Source organism: Arenibaculum pallidiluteum (assembly GCF_017355985.1).
GTDB lineage: Bacteria > Pseudomonadota > Alphaproteobacteria > Azospirillales > Azospirillaceae > Arenibaculum > Arenibaculum pallidiluteum.
The window spans coordinates 96,302-118,692 of the sequence record NZ_JAFIQU010000015.1; the positions used below are offsets into that span (position 1 = coordinate 96,302).

General features: G+C 71.1%; 22 protein-coding genes. 13 read left to right on the plus strand and 9 right to left on the minus strand.

All coding sequences use genetic code 11. The annotated features are described in order from the left end of the window. Nucleotides 1-14: 14 nt before the first annotated feature. The gene (gene groES, locus JUB13_RS23580; protein WP_207483306.1) at nt 15-329 is read right to left on the minus strand and encodes a co-chaperone GroES; all 315 of its coding nucleotides are present in this window, start codon (nt 327-329) and stop codon (nt 15-17) included. Nucleotides 330-585: 256 nt separating this feature from the next. Here groES and JUB13_RS23585 point away from each other — a divergent pair, with 256 nt between their 5' ends. The 7 genes from JUB13_RS23585 to JUB13_RS23615 are packed head-to-tail and all read left to right on the plus strand — an operon-like array spanning nt 586 to nt 5,226. Beyond that, on the plus strand, nt 586-849 hold the full coding sequence (locus JUB13_RS23585) for an usg protein (protein ID WP_207483308.1): 264 nt from the start codon (nt 586-588) through the stop codon (nt 847-849). A 60-nt stretch (nt 850-909) separates the two neighbouring features. Continuing rightward, on the plus strand, nt 910-1,350 hold the full coding sequence (locus JUB13_RS23590; protein WP_207483310.1) for an HPr kinase/phosphorylase: 441 nt from the start codon (nt 910-912) through the stop codon (nt 1,348-1,350). Continuing rightward, the gene (gene rapZ / locus JUB13_RS23595) at nt 1,347-2,291 is read left to right on the plus strand and encodes an RNase adapter RapZ (protein ID WP_207483312.1); all 945 of its coding nucleotides are present in this window, start codon (nt 1,347-1,349) and stop codon (nt 2,289-2,291) included. Before JUB13_RS23590 ends, rapZ begins: the two co-directional genes overlap by 4 nt. A 34-nt stretch (nt 2,292-2,325) precedes the next feature. Then, nucleotides 2,326-2,727: a PTS sugar transporter subunit IIA gene (locus JUB13_RS23600; RefSeq protein ID WP_207483314.1), complete on the plus strand. Its 402-nt coding sequence runs from the start codon at nt 2,326-2,328 to the stop codon at nt 2,725-2,727. Between the two features lie 4 nt (nt 2,728-2,731). Continuing rightward, complete coding sequence (locus JUB13_RS23605) at nt 2,732-3,019, plus strand: HPr family phosphocarrier protein (RefSeq protein WP_207483317.1); 288 nt, start codon at nt 2,732-2,734, stop codon at nt 3,017-3,019. Continuing rightward, nucleotides 3,009-4,784, plus strand: coding sequence for a phosphoenolpyruvate--protein phosphotransferase (gene ptsP / locus JUB13_RS23610; RefSeq protein WP_207483319.1), 1,776 nt, complete (start codon nt 3,009-3,011; stop codon nt 4,782-4,784). The genes JUB13_RS23605 and ptsP overlap by 11 nt, the downstream gene beginning before the upstream one ends. Continuing rightward, on the plus strand, nt 4,771-5,226 hold the full coding sequence (locus JUB13_RS23615) for a GNAT family N-acetyltransferase (protein ID WP_207483321.1): 456 nt from the start codon (nt 4,771-4,773) through the stop codon (nt 5,224-5,226). Before ptsP ends, JUB13_RS23615 begins: the two co-directional genes overlap by 14 nt. Nucleotides 5,227-5,297: 71 nt before the next feature. On the opposite strand, the gene JUB13_RS23620 is transcribed toward JUB13_RS23615, so the two are convergent. The 3 genes from JUB13_RS23620 to JUB13_RS23630 all read right to left on the minus strand — a co-directional run bounded on the left by JUB13_RS23620 (nt 5,298) and on the right by JUB13_RS23630 (nt 9,206). Further along, nucleotides 5,298-5,675, minus strand: coding sequence for a response regulator (locus JUB13_RS23620; protein WP_207483323.1), 378 nt, complete (start codon nt 5,673-5,675; stop codon nt 5,298-5,300). Beyond that, nucleotides 5,675-7,954: a PAS domain-containing sensor histidine kinase gene (locus JUB13_RS23625; RefSeq protein ID WP_207483325.1), complete on the minus strand. Its 2,280-nt coding sequence runs from the start codon at nt 7,952-7,954 to the stop codon at nt 5,675-5,677. The genes JUB13_RS23620 and JUB13_RS23625 overlap by 1 nt, the downstream gene beginning before the upstream one ends. Before the next feature lie 358 nt (nt 7,955-8,312). Continuing rightward, nucleotides 8,313-9,206 (minus strand): LysR family transcriptional regulator, encoded by an 894-nt coding sequence (locus JUB13_RS23630; protein ID WP_207483327.1) that lies wholly within the window; start codon nt 9,204-9,206, stop codon nt 8,313-8,315. A gap of 98 nt (nt 9,207-9,304) precedes the next feature. Between JUB13_RS23630 and JUB13_RS23635 the strand changes: the two genes are divergently transcribed. From JUB13_RS23635 to thrS, 3 genes are all read left to right on the plus strand, one after another. Continuing rightward, nucleotides 9,305-10,138: an SDR family oxidoreductase gene (locus JUB13_RS23635; RefSeq protein WP_207483329.1), complete on the plus strand. Its 834-nt coding sequence runs from the start codon at nt 9,305-9,307 to the stop codon at nt 10,136-10,138. Nucleotides 10,139-10,274: 136 nt separating this feature from the next. Then, nucleotides 10,275-11,576, plus strand: a complete 1,302-nt coding sequence (ahcY, locus tag JUB13_RS23640; protein WP_207483331.1) for an adenosylhomocysteinase — start codon at nt 10,275-10,277, stop codon at nt 11,574-11,576. Between the two features lie 247 nt (nt 11,577-11,823). Next, the gene (gene thrS / locus JUB13_RS23645; protein WP_207483333.1) at nt 11,824-13,020 is read left to right on the plus strand and encodes a threonine--tRNA ligase; all 1,197 of its coding nucleotides are present in this window, start codon (nt 11,824-11,826) and stop codon (nt 13,018-13,020) included. Nucleotides 13,021-13,033: 13 nt separating this feature from the next. Here the strand turns inward: thrS and JUB13_RS23650 are convergent, their stop codons facing one another. Both JUB13_RS23650 and JUB13_RS23655 read right to left on the minus strand, forming a co-directional pair. Continuing rightward, nucleotides 13,034-13,495: a YbaN family protein gene (locus tag JUB13_RS23650; RefSeq protein WP_207483335.1), complete on the minus strand. Its 462-nt coding sequence runs from the start codon at nt 13,493-13,495 to the stop codon at nt 13,034-13,036. Between the two features lie 79 nt (nt 13,496-13,574). After that, nucleotides 13,575-15,026, minus strand: a complete 1,452-nt coding sequence (locus JUB13_RS23655) for a catalase (protein WP_207483337.1) — start codon at nt 15,024-15,026, stop codon at nt 13,575-13,577. Between the two features lie 127 nt (nt 15,027-15,153). Here JUB13_RS23655 and JUB13_RS23660 point away from each other — a divergent pair, with 127 nt between their 5' ends. Further along, nucleotides 15,154-16,125, plus strand: a complete 972-nt coding sequence (locus tag JUB13_RS23660) for a LysR substrate-binding domain-containing protein (RefSeq protein WP_207483339.1) — start codon at nt 15,154-15,156, stop codon at nt 16,123-16,125. Here JUB13_RS23660 and JUB13_RS23665 read toward each other — a convergent pair. Beyond that, complete coding sequence (locus tag JUB13_RS23665; protein ID WP_207483341.1) at nt 16,112-17,482, minus strand: Nramp family divalent metal transporter; 1,371 nt, start codon at nt 17,480-17,482, stop codon at nt 16,112-16,114. The two genes, JUB13_RS23660 and JUB13_RS23665, sit on opposite strands and share 14 nt — an antisense overlap. Nucleotides 17,483-17,705: 223 nt before the next feature. On the opposite strand from JUB13_RS23665, the gene mntR reads away from it, so the two are divergent. Together mntR and JUB13_RS23675 are read left to right on the plus strand one after the other, a co-directional pair. After that, nucleotides 17,706-18,161 (plus strand): manganese-binding transcriptional regulator MntR, encoded by a 456-nt coding sequence (gene mntR, locus JUB13_RS23670; RefSeq protein ID WP_207483343.1) that lies wholly within the window; start codon nt 17,706-17,708, stop codon nt 18,159-18,161. 132 nt (nt 18,162-18,293) lie between these two features. Further along, on the plus strand, nt 18,294-20,747 hold the full coding sequence (locus tag JUB13_RS23675) for a sensor histidine kinase (RefSeq protein WP_328702994.1): 2,454 nt from the start codon (nt 18,294-18,296) through the stop codon (nt 20,745-20,747). 42 nt (nt 20,748-20,789) lie between these two features. Here JUB13_RS23675 and JUB13_RS23680 read toward each other — a convergent pair whose 3' ends face one another. Beyond that, nucleotides 20,790-21,635, minus strand: coding sequence for a VOC family protein (locus JUB13_RS23680; RefSeq protein WP_207483345.1), 846 nt, complete (start codon nt 21,633-21,635; stop codon nt 20,790-20,792). Continuing rightward, nucleotides 21,635-22,177, minus strand: coding sequence for a DUF924 family protein (locus tag JUB13_RS23685; protein WP_207483347.1), 543 nt, complete (start codon nt 22,175-22,177; stop codon nt 21,635-21,637). The genes JUB13_RS23680 and JUB13_RS23685 overlap by 1 nt, the downstream gene beginning before the upstream one ends. Between the last annotated feature and the right edge of the window lie 214 nt (nt 22,178-22,391).

Genomic DNA, 22,391 nt, shown 5'->3' on the forward strand with positions numbered 1-22,391 from the left:
CAGTGGCCCCTGGATCAGGCGGCCTTGGCGGTGGCGGCAACACCCTCGAGCACGCCGAGGATGTCGGACTCCTTCATGATCAGGTAATCGACGCCGTCGATCTTGACCTCGGTCCCCGACCACTTGCCGAAGAGGATGCGGTCGCCCGCCTTGACCTCGAGCGGGTTCACCTTGCCGGACTCGTCGCGCGCGCCCGGGCCGACCGCGACGACCTCGCCCTCCTGGGGCTTCTCCTTCGCGGTGTCGGGAATGATGATGCCGCCCGGGGTCTTCTGGTCGGCCTCGATGCGACGGACGACCACCCGGTCATGCAGCGGACGGAACTTCATGAAACGACCTCCCCAAATCCGTATGCGGGATAGCGGCGCCGCCGGAGCCCCGGTTGGCACTCCTGAGCGGCGAGTGCCAACGATCTAATCCAAGCCGAAACGGAGTTCAAGAGGGTTGTCAGCACTCTGTCGTGCCGGCTGCTAAGGATCTGATTTCATTCGGCTTTGTTGATCTCGGAAGGGGTCGGTGGCAAGCTGATCCGAAAGAAGGGGGCAGGATCGGATCGCCATCGCAGAAACCACGAGGGAGAACCGGATGGGCACCTTGAAGCCGCAGCTCGAGAACTACCGACTGACCGTGGCAGAGATCCTCTACCACATGCCGGATCATCCGAACCTGCTGCAGAGCTATGTCTGGCAGGACCTGGACCTGGCCCCCGAATTCCCCGTCCTGAGGCGGTTCCTGACCTTCTGGGAGCGCGAGCTCGAAGGGCGGCTGCATTCGGTCCGCGTCGCGAACAACAGGATCATCTCGCCCGGCGAGATGCGCTTCCTGGACGCGGAGTTCCGCTTGCACTGATCGGGCAATCCTTAGGGCGCCATTGACTCCGACGGACGGCGGACGCACCCTCCGCACACAATGCGACGTGTGCATGGGACCTGCGTGCTGCTGTCCGGAACGGGAGTCCTTCTGCGCGGCCCTTCAGGGAGCGGGAAGTCCGATCTGGCCTTGCGTCTGATCGACGGCGGCGGCCGTCTGGTCGCCGACGACCAGGTCCTTCTTTCGGCCGGGCCGTCCGGCCCGATGGCCGGGGCGCCACCGGCGCTGCGCGGCCTGCTGGAGGTACGCGGGCTTGGCATCCTGCGCTTCGACTGCGTCGCCGAGGCGCCGCTCGGCCTTTTGGTCGATCTCGTCCCCGAGGACCGCGTCGAGCGCCTGCCCGAGATCGAGGTCGAGGAGGTGCTGGGCCGCCCGGTGCGCCGCGTCGCCCTGGCGCCCTTCCACGCCTCGACCCCCGCGAAGGTCAGGATCGCCGCCGAGCGCGTCGGCGCGGGAACGCTGGCTCCGGTCCCGTCATGACCGAACTTCCCCCCGAGCAGCCGGCGGGCGGGCCTGCGGGCGGCCACCCGGGCCGGCCCGAAGGCCGGCGCCCCGTCGTGCTGCTGACCGGTCTTTCGGGAGCGGGGCTCTCGACGGCGCTGAAGGCGCTGGAGGATGTCGGCTACGAGGCCGTGGACAACCTGCCGCTCTCGCTGCTGCCCGCCCTGGTGCCGCCGGGCGAGGCCGCGGGCCGGCCGCTGGCGCTGGTGGTCGACAGCCGAACCCGCGCCTTCACGGCCGCGGCGCTGACCGCCCGGCTGGACGAGCTCTCCGCGCGGACCGACCTCTGGGTCCGGCTGGTCTTCCTGGACTGCGCCGACGAGGTGCTGCAGCGCCGCTTCACCGAGACGCGGCGGCGCCATCCGCAGGCCAACGACCGCCCGGTGATGGACGGCATCCGGCGCGAGCGCGAGATCCTCTGGCCGCTGCGCCTGCGCGCGGACCTGACGCTCGACACCTCGCTGCTCTCGACCGCGGACCTGCGCCGCCTGGTGGCGGGCCACCTTCGGCTGAGCGCCGATTCGCCGATCCACGTCTTCGTGACAAGCTTCTCCTTCCGCCTCGGCGTCCCGCGCGAGGCGGACCTTCTCTTCGACGTCCGGTTCCTGGACAATCCCCACTACGACCCCGAGCTGCGCCCCCTGTCCGGCCTGGACGAGCCGGTGGCGCGCAAGGTCGCCTCGGACCCGGATTATCCCGGCTTCTTCACCCATCTGAAGGATCTGCTGCAGCCGCTGCTGCCGCGCTACGCGCGCGAGGGAAAGAGCTACCTGACCATCGCGGTGGGCTGCACCGGAGGCCGGCACCGCTCGGTCTTCGTGGCGGCCCGGCTGGCGGAATGGCTGGGCGAGCAGGGATACCGCGTTGGTCTCTACCACCGCGACATGGAAAGGTGGCGGCCCGGCAGCGGAACCGCGTGAGCGGCGCCGCGGACCGGCCCAGGAAGGAATACCGATGATCGGAATGGTGTTGGTGACCCACGGCCATCTCGCCGACGAGTTCGTCGCGGCGCTCGAGCACGTGGTCGGCGAGCAGGAGCGCGTGCGCGCCGTGTGCATCGGCCCCGACGACGACATGGAGCAGCGCCGGCTCGACATCCTGCACAGCGTGGCCGAGGTGGACGACGGCTCCGGCGTCGTCGTGCTGACCGACATGTTCGGCGGCACGCCCTCGAATCTCGCCATCAGCATCATGGACAAGGCGAAGGTCGAGGTGATCGCGGGGGTCAACCTCCCCATGCTGATCAAGCTCGCCTCGGTCCGTCGGTCCGAGACGCTGGCCCAGGCCGTCAAGGCGGCGCGCGATGCCGGCCAGAAATACATCAACGTCGCCTCCTCGCTGCTCTCCGACGGCTGAAACCATGGAAGACCACGTGGCGCCGGGCACCGGACGCTCGGTCACTATCCGCAACCAGCGGGGGCTGCACGCCCGCGCCGCGGCGAAGTTCGTCAAGGTCGCGGCCCAGTTCGAGGCCGACGTGGAGGTGACGCGCAACGACACCACCGTGTCGGGCCGCTCCATCATGGGCCTGATGATGCTGGCCGCCGCTCCCGGGACCACCATATGCCTCGCGGCCCTGGGGCCGCAGGCGCAGGAGGCGCTCGACGCCCTGGTCGACCTGGTGGAGCGCAAGTTCGATGAGGACTGACCGGAGCAAGCCGCCCGAAGGCGAAAGGGTCCTGCGCGGGCTCGGCGTTTCCGCCGGCGTCGCGATCGGCCCCGCCCACCTGGTCGAGAGCCGCGAGCTGCAGGTGCCCGAGCGCCAGCTCGCGGAATCCGAGGTCGCCGGCGAGGCGGCCCGCTTCGCCGAGGCCCTGGAAAAGGCCCGGCGCCAGATCAGCAAGCTGAAGACGAAGGCCTCCTCGCTGCCGGTCTCCGCGGCCGAGGAGATCGGCTTCCTGCTCGACGCCCATCTGTCCATGCTGACGGGCTCGCGCCTCGTGCGCGGGGTGGAGCGGCGGATCTCGTCCGGCCGCATGAATGCCGAGGCGGCCGTCCATCACGAGATCACGGCCCTGTCCCAGAGCTTCGAACGGCTGGGCGATGCCTATCTCGCGGCACGCGCCGCGGATGTGCGCGAGGTCGGCTCCCGGCTGATCCGGACGCTGATGCAGCAGCGCTACCAGCCCTTCTCGACGCTCCCCGAGGGCAGCATCGTCCTGGCCGAGGAGCTGACCCCGGCCGACACGGCGCTGATGGACCCGGCCCGGGTCGCCGGCTTCGCCTCGGTCCTCGGCGGGGCCGAGGGGCACACGGCGATCATGGCACGCTCGCTGGGGCTTCCGGCCGTGCTGGGCGTGGCGGGCCTGCTCCAGGGCGTGCGCAACGGCGACATGGTGATCGTCGACGGCATCGCCGGCCGGGTCTTCGTCAACCCGGGCGAGGCGACGCTGGCGGCCTACCGCAAGCGCCAGCAGGACCTGCGCACCGAGCGCGAGCAGCTCAAGCGGCTGGCGAGCCTGCCCGCGGCCACGCGCGACGGCACGGAGGTCGCGCTGCTGGCGAACCTGGAGCTGCCGCGCGACGTGCCCGGCGCGCTGGAGGCCGGCGCCGCCGGCGTCGGGCTGCTGCGCACCGAGTTCCTCTACATGAACCGCGACGACCTGCCCGGCGAGGACGAGCAGTACGAGGCGCTGCGCAGCATCGTCGAGGGCATGGGCGGACGCCCCATCACCGCGCGCACGCTGGACGTCGGCGGCGAGAAGCTGGCATCGGCGCTGGGCGACCATTTCCATCCCTCGGCGAACCCGGCCCTGGGGCTGCGCGCCGTGCGCCTCGGCCTGAAGGAGCCACGGCTGCTGGAGATCCAGCTTGCCGCCATGCTGCGGGCGAGCGCCCATGGCCCACTGCGGATCCTGCTGCCGATGATCTGCAGCCCGGTCGAGGTCCGGCGCGTGCGCGAGATGATGCACGGCGTGGCCGCGCGGCTCAGGGCCGCGGGGACCCCCATGGCCGACCCGCTGCCGCCGCTGGGCTGCATGATCGAGATCCCCGGGGCGGCGCTGGCCGCCGACGGGCTGGCGCTGTGCAGCGACTTCTTCGCGATCGGCACCAACGACCTGACGCAGTACACGCTGGCCATCGACCGCGGCGACGAGCAGGTGGCCTATCTCTACGACCCGCTGCACCCGGCGGTGCTGCGCCTGATCCAGTTCGCGACCGGGGCGGCCAAGCGGGCGGGGATCCCCATCAGCCTGTGCGGCGAGATCGCGGGCGACCCGCGCTACACGGCGCTGCTGGTGGGCCTCGGGATCCGCGAGCTCTCCATGTCGCCGGGCTCGCTGCTGGCGGTCAAGCGGCGCCTGCGCACGCTGGACATGGTCGAGGCGACGCGCCGCGCCGGCCAGATCATGGAGCAGACGGACCGGGGCCGCATCGCGACCCTGCTGGACGACCTGAATGGCATGGGCTGATGCCATGGACCAGCGGATCGAGGTCTCGGACGCCGTCGAACCGGAGGTTCGCGCGGCGATCCTCGAGGGCATCGTCGCGCACAATACCGCCGCCGTGGGCGAGATGCCCCGCGGCGAGCTGCAGCTCGCCGTACGGGACCCCTACACCGGCCGGATCGCGGGCGGGCTGACCGGCCGCTATTCCCTCCGCTGGCTGTTCGTGGAGCTGCTCTACCTGCCCGCGGACATGCGCGGCAGCGGACTGGGAATCGCGCTGATGCGCCGGGCCGAGGCCGAGGCGCTGGCGCGCGGCTGCGTCGGCGTGTGGCTCGACACCTTCAGCTTCCAGGCCCGCGGCTTCTACGAGCGGCTCGGATATCGGGCCTTCGGCACCATCGAAGGCTACCCGCCCGGCAGCGCCCGCCACTTCATGGCCCGGCGCATCGACGGGCCCTCCGCCTGACCGGCTTCCACCTGACCGGCCTTCCACCTGACTGGCCGTTCCCTGACGGGCCACCCGGCCGGCCGAGCCCCTCAGCCGCCCCCCAGAAGCGTCGCCATGACCCGCTCGAGGTCCCGGTTCCTGAAGGGCTTCGCGAGGATCGGGCGGTCCCGGTAGTCCTCGCGCAGGCCCTGCACGCCATAGCCCGTGACGAAGGCGAAGGGGACGCCGCGCCGCGCCAGGACCTCGGCCACGGGATAGCTGGTGTGCCCGTGGCCGAGATTGATGTCGAGGACGGCGGCGTCGATCTCCCGCGCCTCGACGAGGGCGATCGCCTCCTCGGCGCGAGAGGCCATGCCGACGACCACGCAGCCGAGATCGGCGAGCACGTCCCCGATGAACATGGCGACCATCATCTCGTCCTCGACGACGAGGACGCGACGGCCCCGGACTGAGCCAGGCGCCAGCATCAGCCGTACCGTCCCGCCGTGTGCGCCTGGGCAGTCCCCAGGACAGTCCCGGCTGCGGCCCCACTGGCGGGGGCCGGGAACGGCATGTCGATGCGGCAGACCACGCCGCCGGGCTCGTAGCTCAGGACCGCCTCGCCGAGAAGCTCGTGGGCGAGCCCGCGCTCGATCAGGCGCGAGCCGAAGCCGCGATGGGCCGGCGGGACCACCTCCGGGCCGCCGCTCTCGCGCCACACCAAGCGCAGCCGACCCTCCGCCACCGACCAGGACAGGTCCACGTGCCCGTCCCGCGTCGACAGCGCCCCGTACTTGGCGGCGTTGGTCGCGAGCTCGTGGAAAGCCATGCCCAGGGCGAGCGCGGCCTTGGGGCTCAGGCGAAGGTTCGGGCCGCCGACCGAGACCCGGGCGCAATGCAGGCCCTCCATGTGCGGGCGGAGCGCGGTCAGCACCACGTCGTTGAGCGCCGCCCCCTTCCAGTTCTCGCGCGTCAGAAGGTCATGCGCCTTCGCGAAGGCGAGCAGCCGCTCGTCGAAGACCGACAGGAGCGATTCGCTGCAGCCGCCCTTCAGGGTCTGCGCGGCGATGGACTGGACGGTCGCCAGAGTGTTCTTGACCCGGTGGTTCAGCTCGTTGACGAGCAGCTCGCGCAGCTCCTCCGCCCGTTTGCGCTCGGTGATGTCGAGCACGGCGCACAGGATGCCGCCGGTCTCCGCCCCCTGCCCGCCGACCAGCCGGCAGGACAGCAGCCAGGTGCGCTGATCGCCCGTCATGGGCGAGGCGCCGCGGATCTCAAGGTCCAGGACGTCCTCCCCGGCGATCACGCGGCGGTAGGCCGCCTCGATGCCCTCGCCGAGATCGGGCAGCACCTCGCGGACGGTCCGCCCAATATGGCCTTCGGCGGGAAGGCCGGCCGCCGCGGCGAGGTGGTCGTTGATCCGGACGAAGCGGAAGCCGCGGTCGACCAGGGCCAGGCCGACCGGCGCCGTCCCGAAGATCGCCTCGAGCTGGGCCAGGCTGTCCGAGAGACGGGCCTCGGCCTCCCGCCGCTCGGTCACGTCCATGACCGAGCTGTAGAACAGCATCCTGCCGTCGAGCACCACCGGGACGGCCGAGATCAGGACGTCGCGGAGCCTGCCGTCGCGCGTGCGGTGCCGCGTCTCGTAGCGCAGCAGGCGCCCGGCGCTCATGCCGGCCCTGCGCTCCAGGATCTGGCTCTCGTCCTGCCCGGCATCGATGTCCGTCAGGCGCATGGCGCGCAACGCATCGCGCGTGTGGCCGAGCATCTCGGCCGCGGCTTCGTTGCAGTCGACGATGCTGAGGTCGCCGGGCGCGCTGACATAGGCCGCGAGCGGGGCGGCATCGAAGAGAACCCGGAAGCGGGCCTCGCTTGCAGCCAGCTCCGCCTCGGCCCGGCGGCGGTCCGTGACGTCCATCTCGGCGACGACGCCCGCGATGATCCGGCCCGAGGCATCGCGGATGGGCGCGGCATTGTTCAGGTAGAAGCGCCGCCGGCCGGTATGGAACTGCTCGCACTCCACCAGCTCGCCCTTGACCACCTCGCCCTTGAGCAGGGCGCGGGACATGGCCCATTCCTCGGCCTTGATGCGTTCGCCGGTCTCGGGCCAGTAGCCGACCCAGTCCGCGTACTTCTCCCAGCTCGTGGTCTCCGGCGCGACGCCCCAGAGCTCGCGATGCGCCGCGTTGTCGCGAAGGATCGCCCCGCCGGCATCCGCGATCAGCACGCCGGCCGGAAGCGCGTCCAGCACGGCCTGCAGCGTCGCCTCGCTCTCGGCCCGCGCCCGCTCCTTCTCGCGCAACGCGTCCTCGACCTCCTTCCGGTCGGTGATGTCCATCACCACGCCCGAAAAGCGTATCGGGGAGCCGTTCCCGTCGTGCTGGCACAGACCTTGGGACAGCACCCAGCGCTGGGCCCGGCCCGGGCCGACGAGGCGGTATTCGCAGCCGTACTCGCCGCCCTCGCGCAAGGCGCGCGCGATCGCGGCCTCGACGCGCGGCCGGTCCTCGGGATGGAGCGCCGCCAGATAGTTGGCCCTGGCCACGCTGCACGGGCTCGTTTCCGGATCGGCCCCGTAGTACTCGACAAGGCTGCCCCGGGCGACGATCCGGTCCCCGGGAATGTCCCAGTCCCAGGTGCCGACGAAGCCCGCAGCCCGGACAGCCCGCCAGAGCCGGGCGTTCTCCGCCTCCAGGGCGGCAATGCGCGTCCACGGGTCGTCCGGCGCATGGGCCGGACGGGTCGCATGAGAAGTCGTAGGCGTCATGTCAGGCCGTCTTCCCTGCATGCCGAGGCGCGGTGCGTTCCGGGGAACCGCGTCCTTGCGCGCCGCTTCGGGCGAGCGGATGCGATGGTGTCGGCGGGCATCGTCCCGGAATGCCTTCCCGCCGTTCAATCAGTCGTTGCACTATCGCATCTCTATTACGACACACGGGACCAATTGTGACAGCCGTTCTTTTGGCCGAGTTGCGACAATTGGATCAGAGGATCGAAAATACCGGCAAGACCAATCGCAAAGCACATGGGATATATCGAATTCAGAGATAAAGTAATTTTGATTTTCGTCGCCGACGCGCTTCGGGTCGGCAGGCTGAGGCCGGCACCGGCACTGCAATCCCGCGGACTCAGGACAGGATCTCCCTGGCGGTGTCGATGAAGGCCCGCAGCGCCGGAGGCATCTGGCGGCGCTCGGGATAGTAGAGGCAGATGCCCGGGATGTACGGGCACCATTCGTCGAGCACCGTGACGAGGCGCCCCGCATCCAGCTCGGGCCCGGCCGTGCGCTCGAACACGTAGGCGATGCCCAGGCCGGCGGCAGCGGCCTCGATCATCAGTTCCATGTCGTCCAGGATCAGCGGGCCGGGCACGTCGACGGCCATTTCTTGCCCGTGCCGCTCGAACTCCCAGAGGTAGAGCCTGCCGCTGGGCAGCCGGATGCGCACGCAGGCGTGCAGGCGCAGGTCGTCAGGAGTGCGGGGCGTTCCCGCGCGGGCCAGGTAGGCCGGCGAGGCGACCGGCACGAAACGGCCCTCCCCGCCGAGCGGCACGCGGACCATGTCCTGGGGAAGCGCCTCGCCCAGGCGCACGCCCGCATCGAAGCCCTGGGCGACGATATCGACGAGGCGCCCTTCCGCGACGATGTCCAGCGTCACGTCGGGAAAGCGCGCGAGAAATACCGGCGCGACGCGCCCGAGCAGCAGGCGGGCGCCGGTCCGCGGCGCGTTGATCCGCACCGTGCCGCTCGGCGTCCCGCGGAACGCATCGACGGCGCCGAGCGCCCGGTCGAGCTCCGTCAGCACCGGGCGAAGCTGCTCGACCAGGCGCTGGCCGGCCTCCGTGGGCGCGACGCTGCGCGTCGTGCGGTTCAGCAGGCGCACGCCGAGGTCCTGCTCCAGCGCGCGCAGCGTGTGGCTGAGGGACGAGGGCGAGAGGCCGAGCGCGTCGGCCGCGCGGCGGAAGCTCCGATGCTCCGCCACGGCGAGGAAGGCCGTCAGGTCGTTCAGCGTGGGCTGCGGCATTGCTGGCGAATCCCCATCAGGTCATGCAGATTTCCGGATATACCGCCAGCAATCAACCGCGCCTAGCTTCCGGGGGCACCCTTTCAAGGAGCCTCACCATGACAAAGACCTGGTTCATCACCGGCGCGTCCTCCGGCTTCGGCCGGATCCTGGCCGAGAAGGCCCTCGCCCGCGGCGACCGCGTCGCCGCGACCCTGCGCAATCCCGACACGCTCGCCCCCCTGGCCGAACGCCATGGCGATGCCCTGCTGGTGCGGCGGCTGGACGTCAGCGACCCGCAGGCTGTACGGCGCGTGCTCGACGAATGCTTCGCCCGGCTCGGCCGCATCGACGTCGTCGTCAGCAATGCCGGCTACGGCCTGTTCGGCGCGGCCGAGGAGCTCGACGAGGCCGAGATCCGGCGCATCGTCGACACGAACCTGCTGGGCTCCATCGCGGTCATCCGGCACAGCCTGCCCCACCTGCGCGCCCAGGGCGGCGGCCGGATCCTGCAGGTCTCCTCAGAGGGCGGGCAGATGGCCTATCCCGGCTTCGGCCTCTATCACGCGACCAAGTGGGGCATCGAAGGCTTCGCCGAGGCGGTCGCGCAGGAGGTCGCGCCCTTCGGCATCCGCCTGACCCTGGTGGAGCCCGGCCCCACCCGCACCAATTTCGGGAGAGGCCTCGCCCATTCCAGGACGATGCCGGCCTATGACGGCACGCCGGCGGACATCGTCCGCCGGGGCATGGCGGACGGCTCCTTCGCGGTCGTCGGCGATCCCGTCAAGATGGTGGACCGCATGATCGAGGCCGCGGATGCCGGCGACCCGCCGCGCCGCCTGACCCTGGGCGGCACCGCCTATGCCTCGGTCCGGGCCGCCCTGACGGAGCGCCTTGCAGCGCTGGAGGCGCAGAGGGAGGTCGCGCTCTCCACCGACGCGGACCCGGCCTGAAGGGTGCGGGGGCGGGCCCGGACGGGCCCGCCGCCCGGAGCCTTGATCGGATACATAAAGATATCTTTATGCTTGCCCGTCAGCGGCGGCGCTGGTAAACCGCTGCCAACCCCGTGGATTTGCAGGAGCACGCGCGATGAGCGCCACCGCCTTCACCGACTACAAGGTCGCAGACATCTCCCTGGCCGGCTGGGGCCGCCGGGAAATCACGATCGCCGAGACCGAGATGCCCGGCCTGATGGCGCTGCGCGCCGAGTACGGTGAGTCCAAGCCCCTCAAGGGCGCGCGCATCGTCGGCTGCCTGCACATGACGATCCAGACCGCCGTGCTGATCGAGACGTTGACGGCGCTGGGCGCGACCGTCCGCTGGTCGTCCTGCAACATCTTCTCGACCCAGGACCATGCCGCCGCCGCGATCGCCGCCGCCGGCATCCCCGTTTTCGCCTGGAAGGGCGAGACCGAGGAGGAGTTCTGGTGGTGCATCGAGCAGACGCTGCGCGGTCCGGACGGCTGGACGCCGAACATGATCCTGGACGACGGCGGCGACGTCACCCAGATCATGCACGACAAGTACCCGGCCATGCTGGCGGACGTCCGCGGCCTCTCGGAGGAGACCACCACGGGCGTGCACCGTCTCTACGAGATGATGAAGGCCGGCAAGCTGCTGGTTCCCGCCATCAACGTGAACGACAGCGTCACCAAGTCGAAGTTCGACAACCTCTACGGCTGCCGCGAGAGCCTGGTCGACGGCATCAAGCGCGCGACCGACGTCATGATGGCCGGCAAGGTCGCGGTGGTCTGCGGCTACGGCGACGTGGGCAAGGGCTCGGCCGCCTCGCTGCGCAGCCAGGGCGCCCGCGTCATGGTCACCGAGATCGACCCCATCAACGCGCTCCAGGCCGCGATGGAGGGCTACCAGGTCGTCACCATGGAGGACGCCGCCCCGCTCGGCGACATCTTCGTGACCGCGACCGGCAACGTGGACGTGATCACGCTGGACCACATGCGGGCCATGAAGGACCGCGCGATCGTCTGCAACATCGGCCACTTCGACAGCGAGATCCAGATCGACTCCCTGCGCAACTACCGCTGGGAAGAGGTCAAGCCGCAGGTCGACGAGGTCGTCTTCCCCGATGGCAAGCGCCTGATCGTCCTGGCCAAGGGGCGGCTGGTGAACCTCGGCTGCGCGACCGGCCACCCGAGCTTCGTGATGTCCGCCAGCTTCACCAACCAGGTGCTGGCGCAGATCGAGCTCTGGCAGAACCACCAGAACTACGAGCGCAAGGTCTACGTGCTGCCCAAGCACCTCGACGAGAAGGTCGCCCGGCTGCACCTCGATAAGATCGGCGCCAAGCTGACGGCGCTGACCGACAAGCAGTCGGAATACATCGGCGTCCCCCAGCAGGGCCCCTTCAAGCCCGACCACTACCGCTACTGATGCGGGACTGCGGCGTGGAAAGGTTGACTTCCGCGCCGCAGCCCGTGTCTGATGGACCCATGAAGCACGCATTCGCCTTCGCGCTGACCGCGACCACGACGACCTGCCATGGCGGGCCGTCCGGGTGGTTCATGCGCTGATCCAAGGCGACTGACGACCTTCGACGAGGCCCCGCCGGCGACGGACGGGGCCTTTCTCTTTTCCGGGCGTCCCCTCCGTCGGCTTTATCCAACGGAGACAGGACATCATGGACGACAGCGATCACAGGGCCATCGGCAACCGGCTCGACCTCTTCCACCAGCAGGAGGAAGGGCCCGGCATGGTCTTCTGGCACCCCCGCGGCACCGCGCTCTATCGCGTGGTCGAGGAGACCATCCGCCGGCGCATGGCCGCGGCCGGCTTCCGCGAGGTGCGCACCCCGCAGCTCCTGTCGCGCTCGCTCTGGGAGCGCAGCGGCCACTGGGCGAAGTTCGGGGATGCCATCTTCGCCTTCGGCGAGGGCGAGCGCGTCATGGCGCTCAAGCCCATGAGCTGCCCCGGGCACGTCCAGATCTTCAACAAGCGCGTGCGCTCGCACCGGGACCTGCCGGTCCGCTTATGCGAGTTCGGCGCCTGCCACCGCAACGAACCCTCGGGGGCGCTGCAGGGGCTGATGCGCACCCGCGCCTTCGTGCAGGACGATGCCCACATCTTCTGCCGCGAGGACCAGGTGGAGGAGGAGGTCGCGCGCTTCTGCCGGATGCTGGCCGCGGTCTACGCGGATTTCGGCTTCCCCGGCTTCTCCGTCGGCTTCTCCACCCGGCCTGCCCTCCGGGCAGGATCCGAGGAGGCCTGGGACAAGGCGGAGGCGATGCTGGCCGCGGCCGCCCGCGCGGCCGGGCTCTCGCCCCGGCTGCAGCCCGGCGAGGGCGCCTTCTATGGCCCGAAGCTCGAATTCATCCTGAAGGACAGGCACGGCCGCGACTGGCAGTGCGGCACCGTGCAGCTCGACCTCGTGCTGCCCGAGCGTCTGGATGCCGAATACGTCGATTCCGAGAACCGTCGGGTCCGGCCGGTGATGATCCACCATGCCGTGCTCGGCAGCATCGAGCGCTTCGTCGCGATCCTGCTGGAGCACCACGGCGGCGCCCTGCCCTTCTGGCTCGCCCCCGAGCAGGTGGCAGTCGCCCCGGTCGATCCCGCGGATGCCGGCCAGGCCGCCTATGCCCGCCATGTTGTGGCCGAGCTTTCCGGGCCCGGCCTGCGCGCGGTGCTGGACGACCGGCCCGAACGCCTGCCCCGGCGCATCGTCGATGCCCACGCCAACGGTATCCCCGTCTTCGTGGCCGTCGGAGCGCGCGAGCTCGGCGCGGGCACCGTCTCCGTTCGGCGCCGGAATGCGGCGCCGGTCGCACTGCCGCTGGCCCGGGCCGTGGCCGATCTCGCCGCCGAGGCGCGGCCGTGACGGCGCCGGCGGTTCAGCCGCGCGGCGGCCGGACGGCCCGCAGCAGGGCCGGCCGCGGCTCCGGCCGCGTTGCGATCCAGAGGACCGCAAGGGCGAGCGCGCCCATGGCGATCCCCGCGGCGATGGGGCGCGAGGGCGCGAAGGCGCCCATCCCCGCGGCCGAGACCAGCAGGCCGGACAGGGCGAGGACCTTGCCCTGGCGGGTGATGGCGCCGTGCTCGAGGAACAGCCGCAGCCCCGGGCCGAAGCGCCGGTGCGCCAGCAGCGCCTGGGCGAGCGGGTCGCCCGCGCGCATCAGGCAGACCACGGCGAGGATCCAGAAGACCGTGGTCGGCAGCAGGGGCACCAGCGCCCCCACGGCGCCCAGGGCGAGGAAGAGGAAGCCGGCCGCGCGATAGCCCGCGCGCAGCGCGGGGCGCGCGGGAACCAACGGATCTGCGACCGGCGAAGGCGAATCGGGGACGGGCTGGGCCATGGCGGGCCTCCTGTCGGGCGAGGGGAAGGGGTCGAGACAGTCCGGCCCGGGGCCTGCGCCCCGGACCGGGCGAGCCGGCTCATTCCGCGGGCACGGCCACCGGGACGCCCAACGCGGCGGCGACGCCGACGCCATAGGCGGGATCCACCTTCGTGAAGTGCGCGATCTGGCGCTCGACGATGAAGGCGGGGACGCCGGCCATGGACTCGGCGATGTTCTGGAACAGCCGCTGCCGCTGGCCCTCGTCGAACAGCCGGAACAGGGCGCGCGGCTGGGCATAGTCGTCGTTGCCGGCCCGGTGGTCGTGCCGCCCGGCCTCGCCGTCGAGGCGCAGCGGAGGCTCCGCCACGGAGGGATCCTGCGCCGGCCCGCCGAAGCTGTTGGGCTCGTAATAGGCGTCGGTTCCCTTGGGGGCGTCGAAGCGCATGGCGCCGTCGGCGTGGTAGTGGTTCACGGGGCAGCGCGGGCGGTTCACCGGCAGCGCCTCGTAATGGGTGCCGACCCGGTACCGGTGGGCGTCGGCATAGGCGAAGATGCGGCCCTGCAGCATCCGGTCGGGCGAGAAGCCGATGCCCGGCACCACGTTGGACGGGCTGAAGGAGGACTGCTCGACCTCGGCATGATAGTGGTCGGGATTGCGGTTCAGCTCCAGCACGCCGACCTCGATCAGCGGATAGTCGGCATGGGGCCAGACCTTTGTCAGGTCGAAGGGATCGTAGGGCGTCCCGGCCGCGTCCAGCTCGGGCATCACCTGGACGCAGACGCGCCACTGCGGGAAGTCGCCGCGCTCGATCGATTCATAGAGGTCGCGCTGGGCGCTCTCGCGGTCCGTCGCCACGACCTGCTCGGCCTCGCGGTTGGTCAGCGTGCGGTGGCCCTGCAGGGTCTTGAAGTGGAACTTGACCCAGAAGCGCTCGGCCCTGTCGTTCCAGAAGCTGTAGGTATGGCTGCCGTACCCGTTCATGTGCCGGTAGGTCGCCGGCAGGCCGCGGTCGCTGAACAGGATCGTGAGCTGGTGCAGGCTCTCGGGCGAGAGCGACCAGAAGTCCCAGGCGGCCGTCGAGCTGCGCAGGTTGGTGCGCGGATGGCGCTTCTGGGTGCGGATGAAGTCCGGGAACTTCAGCGGGTCCCGGATGAAGAAGACCGGCGTGTTGTTGCCGACGAGGTCCCAGTTGCCCTCCTCGGTGTAGAACTTCAGGGCGAAGCCGCGGACGTCGCGCTCGGCATCGGCCGCGCCGCGCTCGCCCGCCACGGTCGAGAAGCGCAGGAACACCTCGGTCCGCTTGCCGGCCTCGCCGAACAGCCTGGCGCGCGTGAACTGCGGGATCGGGTTGGTCACGGTGAAGGTGCCGTAGGCGGCCGAGCCCTTGGCATGGACCACGCGCTCGGGAATGCGCTCGCGGTTCTGGTGCGCGAGCTTCTCGATGAGCTGGTAGTCCTGCAGCAGCACGGGCCCCCTGGGCCCGGCGGTGACGCTGTTCTGGTTGTCGGCGACGGGCGCGCCGGCGGTGGTGGTCATGCGGTTCGTCATGGCGGGGCTCCCTGAGCGGCGCCGGTGCATCCGGCTGATGGGTTGAGCCTAGTTCGCCGAAAATCCGGGATGAAATCGATTGTTCTCATCGATATGATCGTCGGCATCTATCGACGGGTACGACGCCGTGAATCTCCGGGATCTCCGCTATGTGCTGGCCGTGGCCGAGCACCGCCATTTCGGCCGCGCGGCCGAGGCCTGCCATGTCAGCCAGCCGACCCTCAGCGCCCAGATCCGCAAGCTCGAGGACAGCCTGGGCGCGCCGCTCTTCGAGCGGACCAACCGCTGGGTCGTGCCGACCGATTTCGGAGCCCGGGTTCTGGTCCATGCCGCCCGCGCCGTCGAGGAGGCCGACGCCATCGCGGCGCTGGGCCGTTCGGCGGGCGATCCGCTGGCGGGGCCGCTGCGGCTGGGCGTGATCCCGACCCTCGGGCCCTATCTGATGCCGCTGGTCTTCGGACCCGCCCGGCACCGCTTTCCGCGCTTGGCGCTCGAGCCCTGGGAGGACCTCACCGGCGCCCTGCTCGACCGGCTGCGCGGACGCCGGCTGGACGCGGCGCTGGTCGCCACACCCGTGCCGCCGGGCGAGTTCGCGGAACGGCCGCTCTTCACAGAGCCCTTCCTGGCCGCCCTTCCCCCCGAGCACCCGCTGGCGGGGCGCGAGCGCCTGGACGAGCCGGAGCTCGCCCCCGACCTGCTGGTGCTCTCCGACGGGCACTGCCTGCGCGACCAGGCGCTCGCGGCCTGCAACGCCCCGGACCCGTCCGGGGGCTCGTTGCGCGCGGCCAGTCTGGAGACGCTGGTGAACATGGTGGCGGCGGGCTTCGGCACCACGCTGGTGCCGGGGCTGGCGGCGGGCGCGCTGCGCGGACGCAACGTGGTGCTGCGGCCGCTCGCCGCGCCGCGCGGCCGGACGGTGCGCCTCGTCTGGCGGCCGAGCTTCCCGCGGGCGGCCGCGCTCGATGCGCTGGCCCAGCTCGTGCGCGAGGTCCTCTCGGCCTATGGCGGTGGGGACGGTGCCGGCAGCGCCCCAGCGGATCTCGTCCCGGCCGATCTCGTCCCGGCCGCCCTCGGCCCCATGGGCCTCACCCCAGCATGAAGTCGGCGACGAGCTTCACGTTCAGCCCGACGATGACGGCGGCGACCGCGCCGGCCACGGCCGCCAGCCAGCGCGGCGCGACCAGGGCGCCCATCTTGGCACGGCTGGCCGTGAAGGCGACCAGCGGCACCACGGCGAAGGAGAGCTGAAGGCTGAGCACCACCTGGCTCAGGATCAGGAGCTCCGCGGTGCCGGCCTCGCCATACCAGGCCGTCACCACCGCGGCGGGCACGATGGCGATCAGGCGCGTGATCAGCCGCCGCTGCCAGGCCGGCAGCCGGATCTCGATGAAGCCCTCCATCACGGCCTGCCCCGCCAGCGTCGCGGTGACGGTGGAGTTCAGCCCACAGCACAGCAGGGCGATGCCGAACAGCGAGGGCGCGAAAGCCGAACCCAGCAGCGGCGCCAGCAACCCGTGGGCCTCGCCGAGCTCTGCGACCCCGCTCCGGCCCGTCCCGTGGAAGGCCGCCGCGGCAAGGATCAGGATCGAGGCGTTGATCAGCAGCGCGAACATCAGGGCCACCGTCGAATCCAGGGTGGCGAGCCGCAGCGCCTGGCGCCGCTCCCCCAGCGACCGCCCATAGGCCCGGGTCTGCACGATCGCCGAGTGGAGGTAGAGGTTGTGGGGCATCACCGTCGCGCCCAGGATGCCGAGCGCGATGTACAGCATCTCCGGGTTGGCGACGATCTCGGTCGTCGGCGCGAAGCCGCGGATCACCTCGCCCCAGACGGGGTCCGCCAGCGCCACCTGGACCGCGAAGCACAGCGCGATGATGCCCAGCAGCGTCACGATGAAGGCTTCGAGGTACCGGAAGCCCAGCCGCTGCAGGTACAGGATCAGGAACACGTCCAGCGCCGTGACCAGGACGCCGATCTCCAGCGGAAGACCGAAGAGCAGGTTCAGCCCGATCGCCGTGCCGATCACCTCGGCGAGGTCGGTTGCGCAGATCGCGAGCTCGGCCAGCAGCCACAGGGCGATCGCGACCGGCCTCGGATAGGCGTCGCGGCAGGCCTGCGCGAGATCCCGGCCCGATGCGATGGCCAGGCGCGCGCACAGGGACTGCAGCACGATCGCCATCATGTTGGAGATCAGCGCCACCACGAGCAGCGTGTAGCCGAACCGGGACCCGCCGGCGATCGAGGTGGCCCAGTTCCCCGGGTCCATGTAGCCGACGGCGACCAGGTAGCCGGGGCCCAGGAAGGCGGCAAGCCGGCGCCCGGTGCCGCCCCGGCGCGGCACCGCGATGCTGCGGTGGACGTCCGAGAGCGCGGCGTCGCCGCGGGCCCGCCGCCATCCCGTCAGCGGCTCGTCGGCGGGATCGCCCCCCAGGGGCCGGCCCGTCACCCGCGCGTCCATCGCATGCTCCCCGATCGCCCCAGCCCCTGGCCCGCAGGCCTTCGCCGCCCCCGGGACGGGGACGCAGGCCGCGGGCGCAGGCACGGGGACGCCGCCGTGGCGACGCGGCACCGGGTCGCCAACGCGACGCTGTTTAGCCGGGGCTAAACAGTCGCGACCTCACGGTGTTCCGTCGGGGGCGCCGTGCCTGTATGGTGCGCCGGAACCGGGCGGCCGGAGACGGATGCGCCCTTCAACAGAGAAACGCCTGTCGATGAATCGCCAAGCCGCACGCCGGGCCGCCGCCTTCAGCCGGATCCGGGAGGCGCACCAGACCGAGGTCGCCGAGGATTACGTCGAGCTGATCGACGACCTGATCGGCGCCTATGGCGAGGCGCGCCTGGTGGATCTGGCGGAGCACATGGGCGTCTCGCATCCGACGGCGTCCAAGATCGTACAGCGCCTGCTGCGCGAGGGCCTGGTGGAGAGCCGGCCGTACCGCGCAATCTTCCTGACCGATGCCGGCCGCCGCATGGCGGACGAGGCGCGGCGGCGCCATCGCATCGTCCTGGAGTTCCTGCGCGCCATCGGCATCGACGAGGAAACCGCCGAGCAGGACGCCGAAGGCATCGAGCATCACGTCAGCGAGGCGACCCTGGAAGCACTGGACCGGCTGACCCGCGACCTCGCGCGCCGCTGAGACCGACGCGTCCGAGGGGTTTTCCCTTCCCCCCCGCATCACCGTGACGTATTAACCAAGGGGTAGGCTGCTGCCGAAATGGTGCCGGGCACGCGCCCTGCAGTGCCGTGGCGAGGGAGACGACCGGGCAACGTGAGGACGCTGGCCGAGAGATACTGGCCGGGGGCGGCGGCGCTTCTGTTGCTCGTCGTTGCCATGGCGATGCCCCATTCCGGCGACGGTGCCCTGGGCACGGCCGCCGTCCTAGTCCTGGCATTCTGCGCCGTGTTCGGCGTCTGGTTCCAGCAGCGCCGGCTGGCCCGGGCCGAGTCGGAGCTGGAGGATCAGCGCGCGCATGCCGCGCGGCTCGAGGCGCTGGTGGGCGCCATGCCCGACGCCTGGTGCGGCTGGAGCACCGCCGGAACGCAGACCCAGTCTCCCAACTTCTGCAGCCTGCTGGGAATCGAGCGCTGCTCCGGGCTCGACGAGGTCGAGACGGCGCTGGCGCCCAGCGACGCGGCGGCGCTGCATGGCGCCTTCCGGCGGCTGCGCCAGACCGCGCAGGGCTTCCAGATCCTTGTCTCGACCGCCGAGGGCGAGCGGGTCCTCCAGATCACCGGGACCCGCGGCGAGGTGCGCGGCCCCGCCGAGGAGCGATTCGACCTTCTCTGGATTCGCGACCTGTCGGCGGTGGCGGGCGAGATCAAGCGCCAGTCCAAGGGCCGGGCCCTGGCCGAGGGGCTGGCGGCCGAGCTGCGCATGGCGCTCGACGTCGTGCCCTGTCCGGTCTGGCTGCGCCGGCCGGACCTGACGCTGGCCTGGTGCAACCGCGCCTATGCGAAGGCCGTCGAGCTGCCCCAGGCCGCGGTGATGGAGGAGCAGCGCGAGCTCGGCGCCGCCGAGGGCCGCGCCCTGGCCGAGCAGGCCCGCGAGAGCGGCATCGCCCAGTCGCGCACCCAGCACGTGGTGATGTCGGGCGCGCGCCACCTGATCGAGATCACCGAGGCGCCCCTGCCCATGCCCGACACGGCGCCGCCGCTGGTGGTCGGCTACGCCCTGGACCTGACCCGGGTCGAGCAGCTCGGCAACGAGTTGGAGCGCCACCAGTCCGCCCATGCCGAGGTGCTCGAGCATCTGGGCTCGGGCATCGCGATCTTCGGGTCCGACACGCGGCTGCGCTTCCACAACCAGGCGTATCAGCGGCTCTGGGGATTCGAGGAGTCCTGGATCGAGGCCGGGCCCACATACGGCGAGATCATGGAGGACCTGCGGGCCCGCCGCCGACTGCCAGAATATGCCGACTTCCGGGCCTACAAGCGCGACCAGCTCGCCCTGTTCACGACGCTGATGTCCGCCACCGAGGACCTGATGCACCTGCCCGACGGCACGACGCTGCGGGTCCTGGTGGTGCCCCATCCCCTGGGCGGCCTGATGTTCGTGATGGAGGACGTGACCAACGCCCTGGCGCTGGAATCCTCCTACAACACCCTGATGGCGGTTCAGCAGGAGACGCTGGACAACCTGGCCGAGGGCATCGCCGTCTTCGGCGGCGACGGCCGGCTTAAGCTCTCGAACCCGGCCTATGCCCGCATCTGGAAGCTGCCGGCCGAGACGCTGCGCGGCGAGCCGCACGTGGTCGAGCTGGTGGAGCGCATGCGCCCCTTCTTCGACTACGGCGCGGACTGGGACAGCTTCAAGGAGGACCTGGTCGGCGCCACCCTGGACCGCGCCGCGCGGTCAGGCCGCATCGCGCGCGCCGACGGCACCATCATCGCCTTCTCCAACGTGCCGCTCCCCGACGGCGCCGTGCTGAACAGCTTCCTGGACGTCACCGACAGCGGCCGGGTGGAGCACATGCTGCGCGAGCGCAACGCGGCGCTCGAGGCTGCGGACCGGCTGAAGTCCGAGTTCATCGCCAACGTCTCCTACCAGCTCAGGACTCCGCTCAACGCGATCATGGGCTTCGCCGAGATCCTCTCGAACCAGTATTTCGGCGAGCTCAACGAGCGGCAGATGGAATACTGCCTCGCGGTGCTCGACAGCGGGAACCGGCTGCTGCTGCTGATCAACGACATCCTGGACCTGGCGACGGTCGAGGCGGGCTTCCTGGTGCTCGAGCGGCAGCCCGTCGACGTGCGCGCCCTGCTGGAGGGTGTCGCCGGCCTGACCCGCGATTGGGCCCGCAAGCAGCAGCTAGAGCTCGCCATCGAAGGCGACCCGGACCCCGGCAGCTTCGAGGCCGACGAGAAGCGCCTGAAGCAGGCCCTGTTCAACCTGGTGAGCAACGCGATCAAGTTCACGCCCGCGGGCGGCCGCATCGCCCTGGGTGCCGAGCGGAGGCCGGACGCCATGGTGCTCTGGGTCCGCGACTCCGGCATCGGCATCCCGCCTTCCGACCAGGACCGCGTCTTCGAGCGCTTCGAGCGCGCGAACCCGCAGGCGCGCCAGCCCGGGGCCGGGCTGGGCCTTTCGCTGGTCCGGAGCTTCATCGGCTTGCACGGCGGCACGGTCGAGCTGGACAGCGACGTCGACGCGGGCACCACGGTGCGCTGCGTCCTGCCGCTGCGTTTCACCCTTCCCCCGATGCCCGAAGCCGGAGAGAGCTGAGCCGCACGGAGCTGGACCGCAGGGAGCTGAGCCTGAAAGGCGTCAGCCCTCGGCGAACTCCAGCACGACGCCGGTCGCCTCGTCCGGCGGCACGACGATCCTGTGCCCCGCGCCCTGCCATTGCCCGATGCCGCGCCCCGCGAGGAAGGCCCCGGTCGCCTCCAGCGAGGTCACGCGCACCGTCATGACCAGCGGGGCCGGAAGCTCCGCCGGCGGCACGAGCTGGGGATAGCGCCGGCGGAGCCGGTCCGGCGTCAGGAAGCGCAGCGCGTGCGGCCCCACCCGGACATCGAGGCGCCCGGGCGTTGCATGCAGGGCATCCGGGCCGAACAGGATCGAATAGGCCGCTGCCAGGGCGTCCGGGTCGGCGACGGCGACCGTGACGCCCTCCAGCCCGACAGCCCCGTTCCGGTGCTCCTGCCATTCCGGCCGGCGCAGCAGCTCGGGCGTCAGGTGCCGGCAGCAGAAGCTCGACAGGGCTGGCGTCGCCCCGGATGCCAGCGGCACCAGCTCGAACCGGGGCATCACGTCGCCCTCGGGCAGCTCCAGCAGCCGCGCCAGCGCCCTGGGCGGCTCGGCAAGGCCCGCGGACGCCAGCGCGGCGTGCACGGCCGCGGCATCGTCGATGCCCCAGGCCAGGCCCATCAGCCCCGCGCCGCGGCGCTCCAGGAAAAGGTCGAGGCGGTTGACGAACTGGGTGGGGTCGACGATCCCCAGCAGCTCCACGTAGTCGTCGGGGAACATCACGCAGTAGTTCGCCGTCCCCCAGCCGATGTGCCGCCCCCGCGGGGTGACGGCGAAGCCCAGCCGCTCCCACGCGCCGCGCGCCGCCTCCAGGTCCGGGACGCCGATAAGCGTGTGGTCGATGCGCGGGATGGGGGCCGCCATCAGAAGCTCGATCCCGGCTGCTTCAGGAACTCGACCTCGTCCTCGGTGCTGGCGCGGCCGAGAATGGCATTGCGGTGCGGGAAGCGACCGAAGCGCAGGATGATGTCGCGGTGGCGCACCGCATAGTCGAGATACATGCCGGGGCCGATTCGCGTGCGCACGAGATCGACCAGCAGCTCCTGGTCGGCGAGGTCCTCGGAATGCTCCAGGGGCAGGTAGAGGAACATGCGCCGGTCCACATCGAAGCCGTCATCGAACCGGCGGTCCAGCGCGATGCGCGTGACGGCGCGGGCCTGGGCGTCGGTCGCGAAGGCGCGCGGCGTCCCGCGGTGAATGTTCCGGGGCACCTGGTCCAGCAGGATCACGAGGGCGAGGCACGGCTCCGGCGCCTCGCGCCAGTCGTCCAGCGCGCCCGCGGCGGCCTCCGCATGGGCGGCGCCCAAGGTGGCGCGCACCTCGGCGTCGAACCGGTCGGACTTCTCCCACCACATCGTGCGCGCCCGCTCGCCGAACCAGAACTCCAGCACCTGCTGCGGCTTCATGGCGGCCTCCTCGTCGCGGCTTCGGGACCGCGATCCTGGCCAAGCCGGCGGCGGCGGTCAACGTACCCCGTACGAAGGCCGCCCGGCGGGGATCCTTGCACATCCGCAACAGCCCCGCGGTTTCGGCGGCGAAGCCGCGAGATGTCGCTTCGCCCGGCCTGCATCTGGTGTAGGCCTGTGCCGTTACGCACGACGCCATGGATGGGAGAGACCC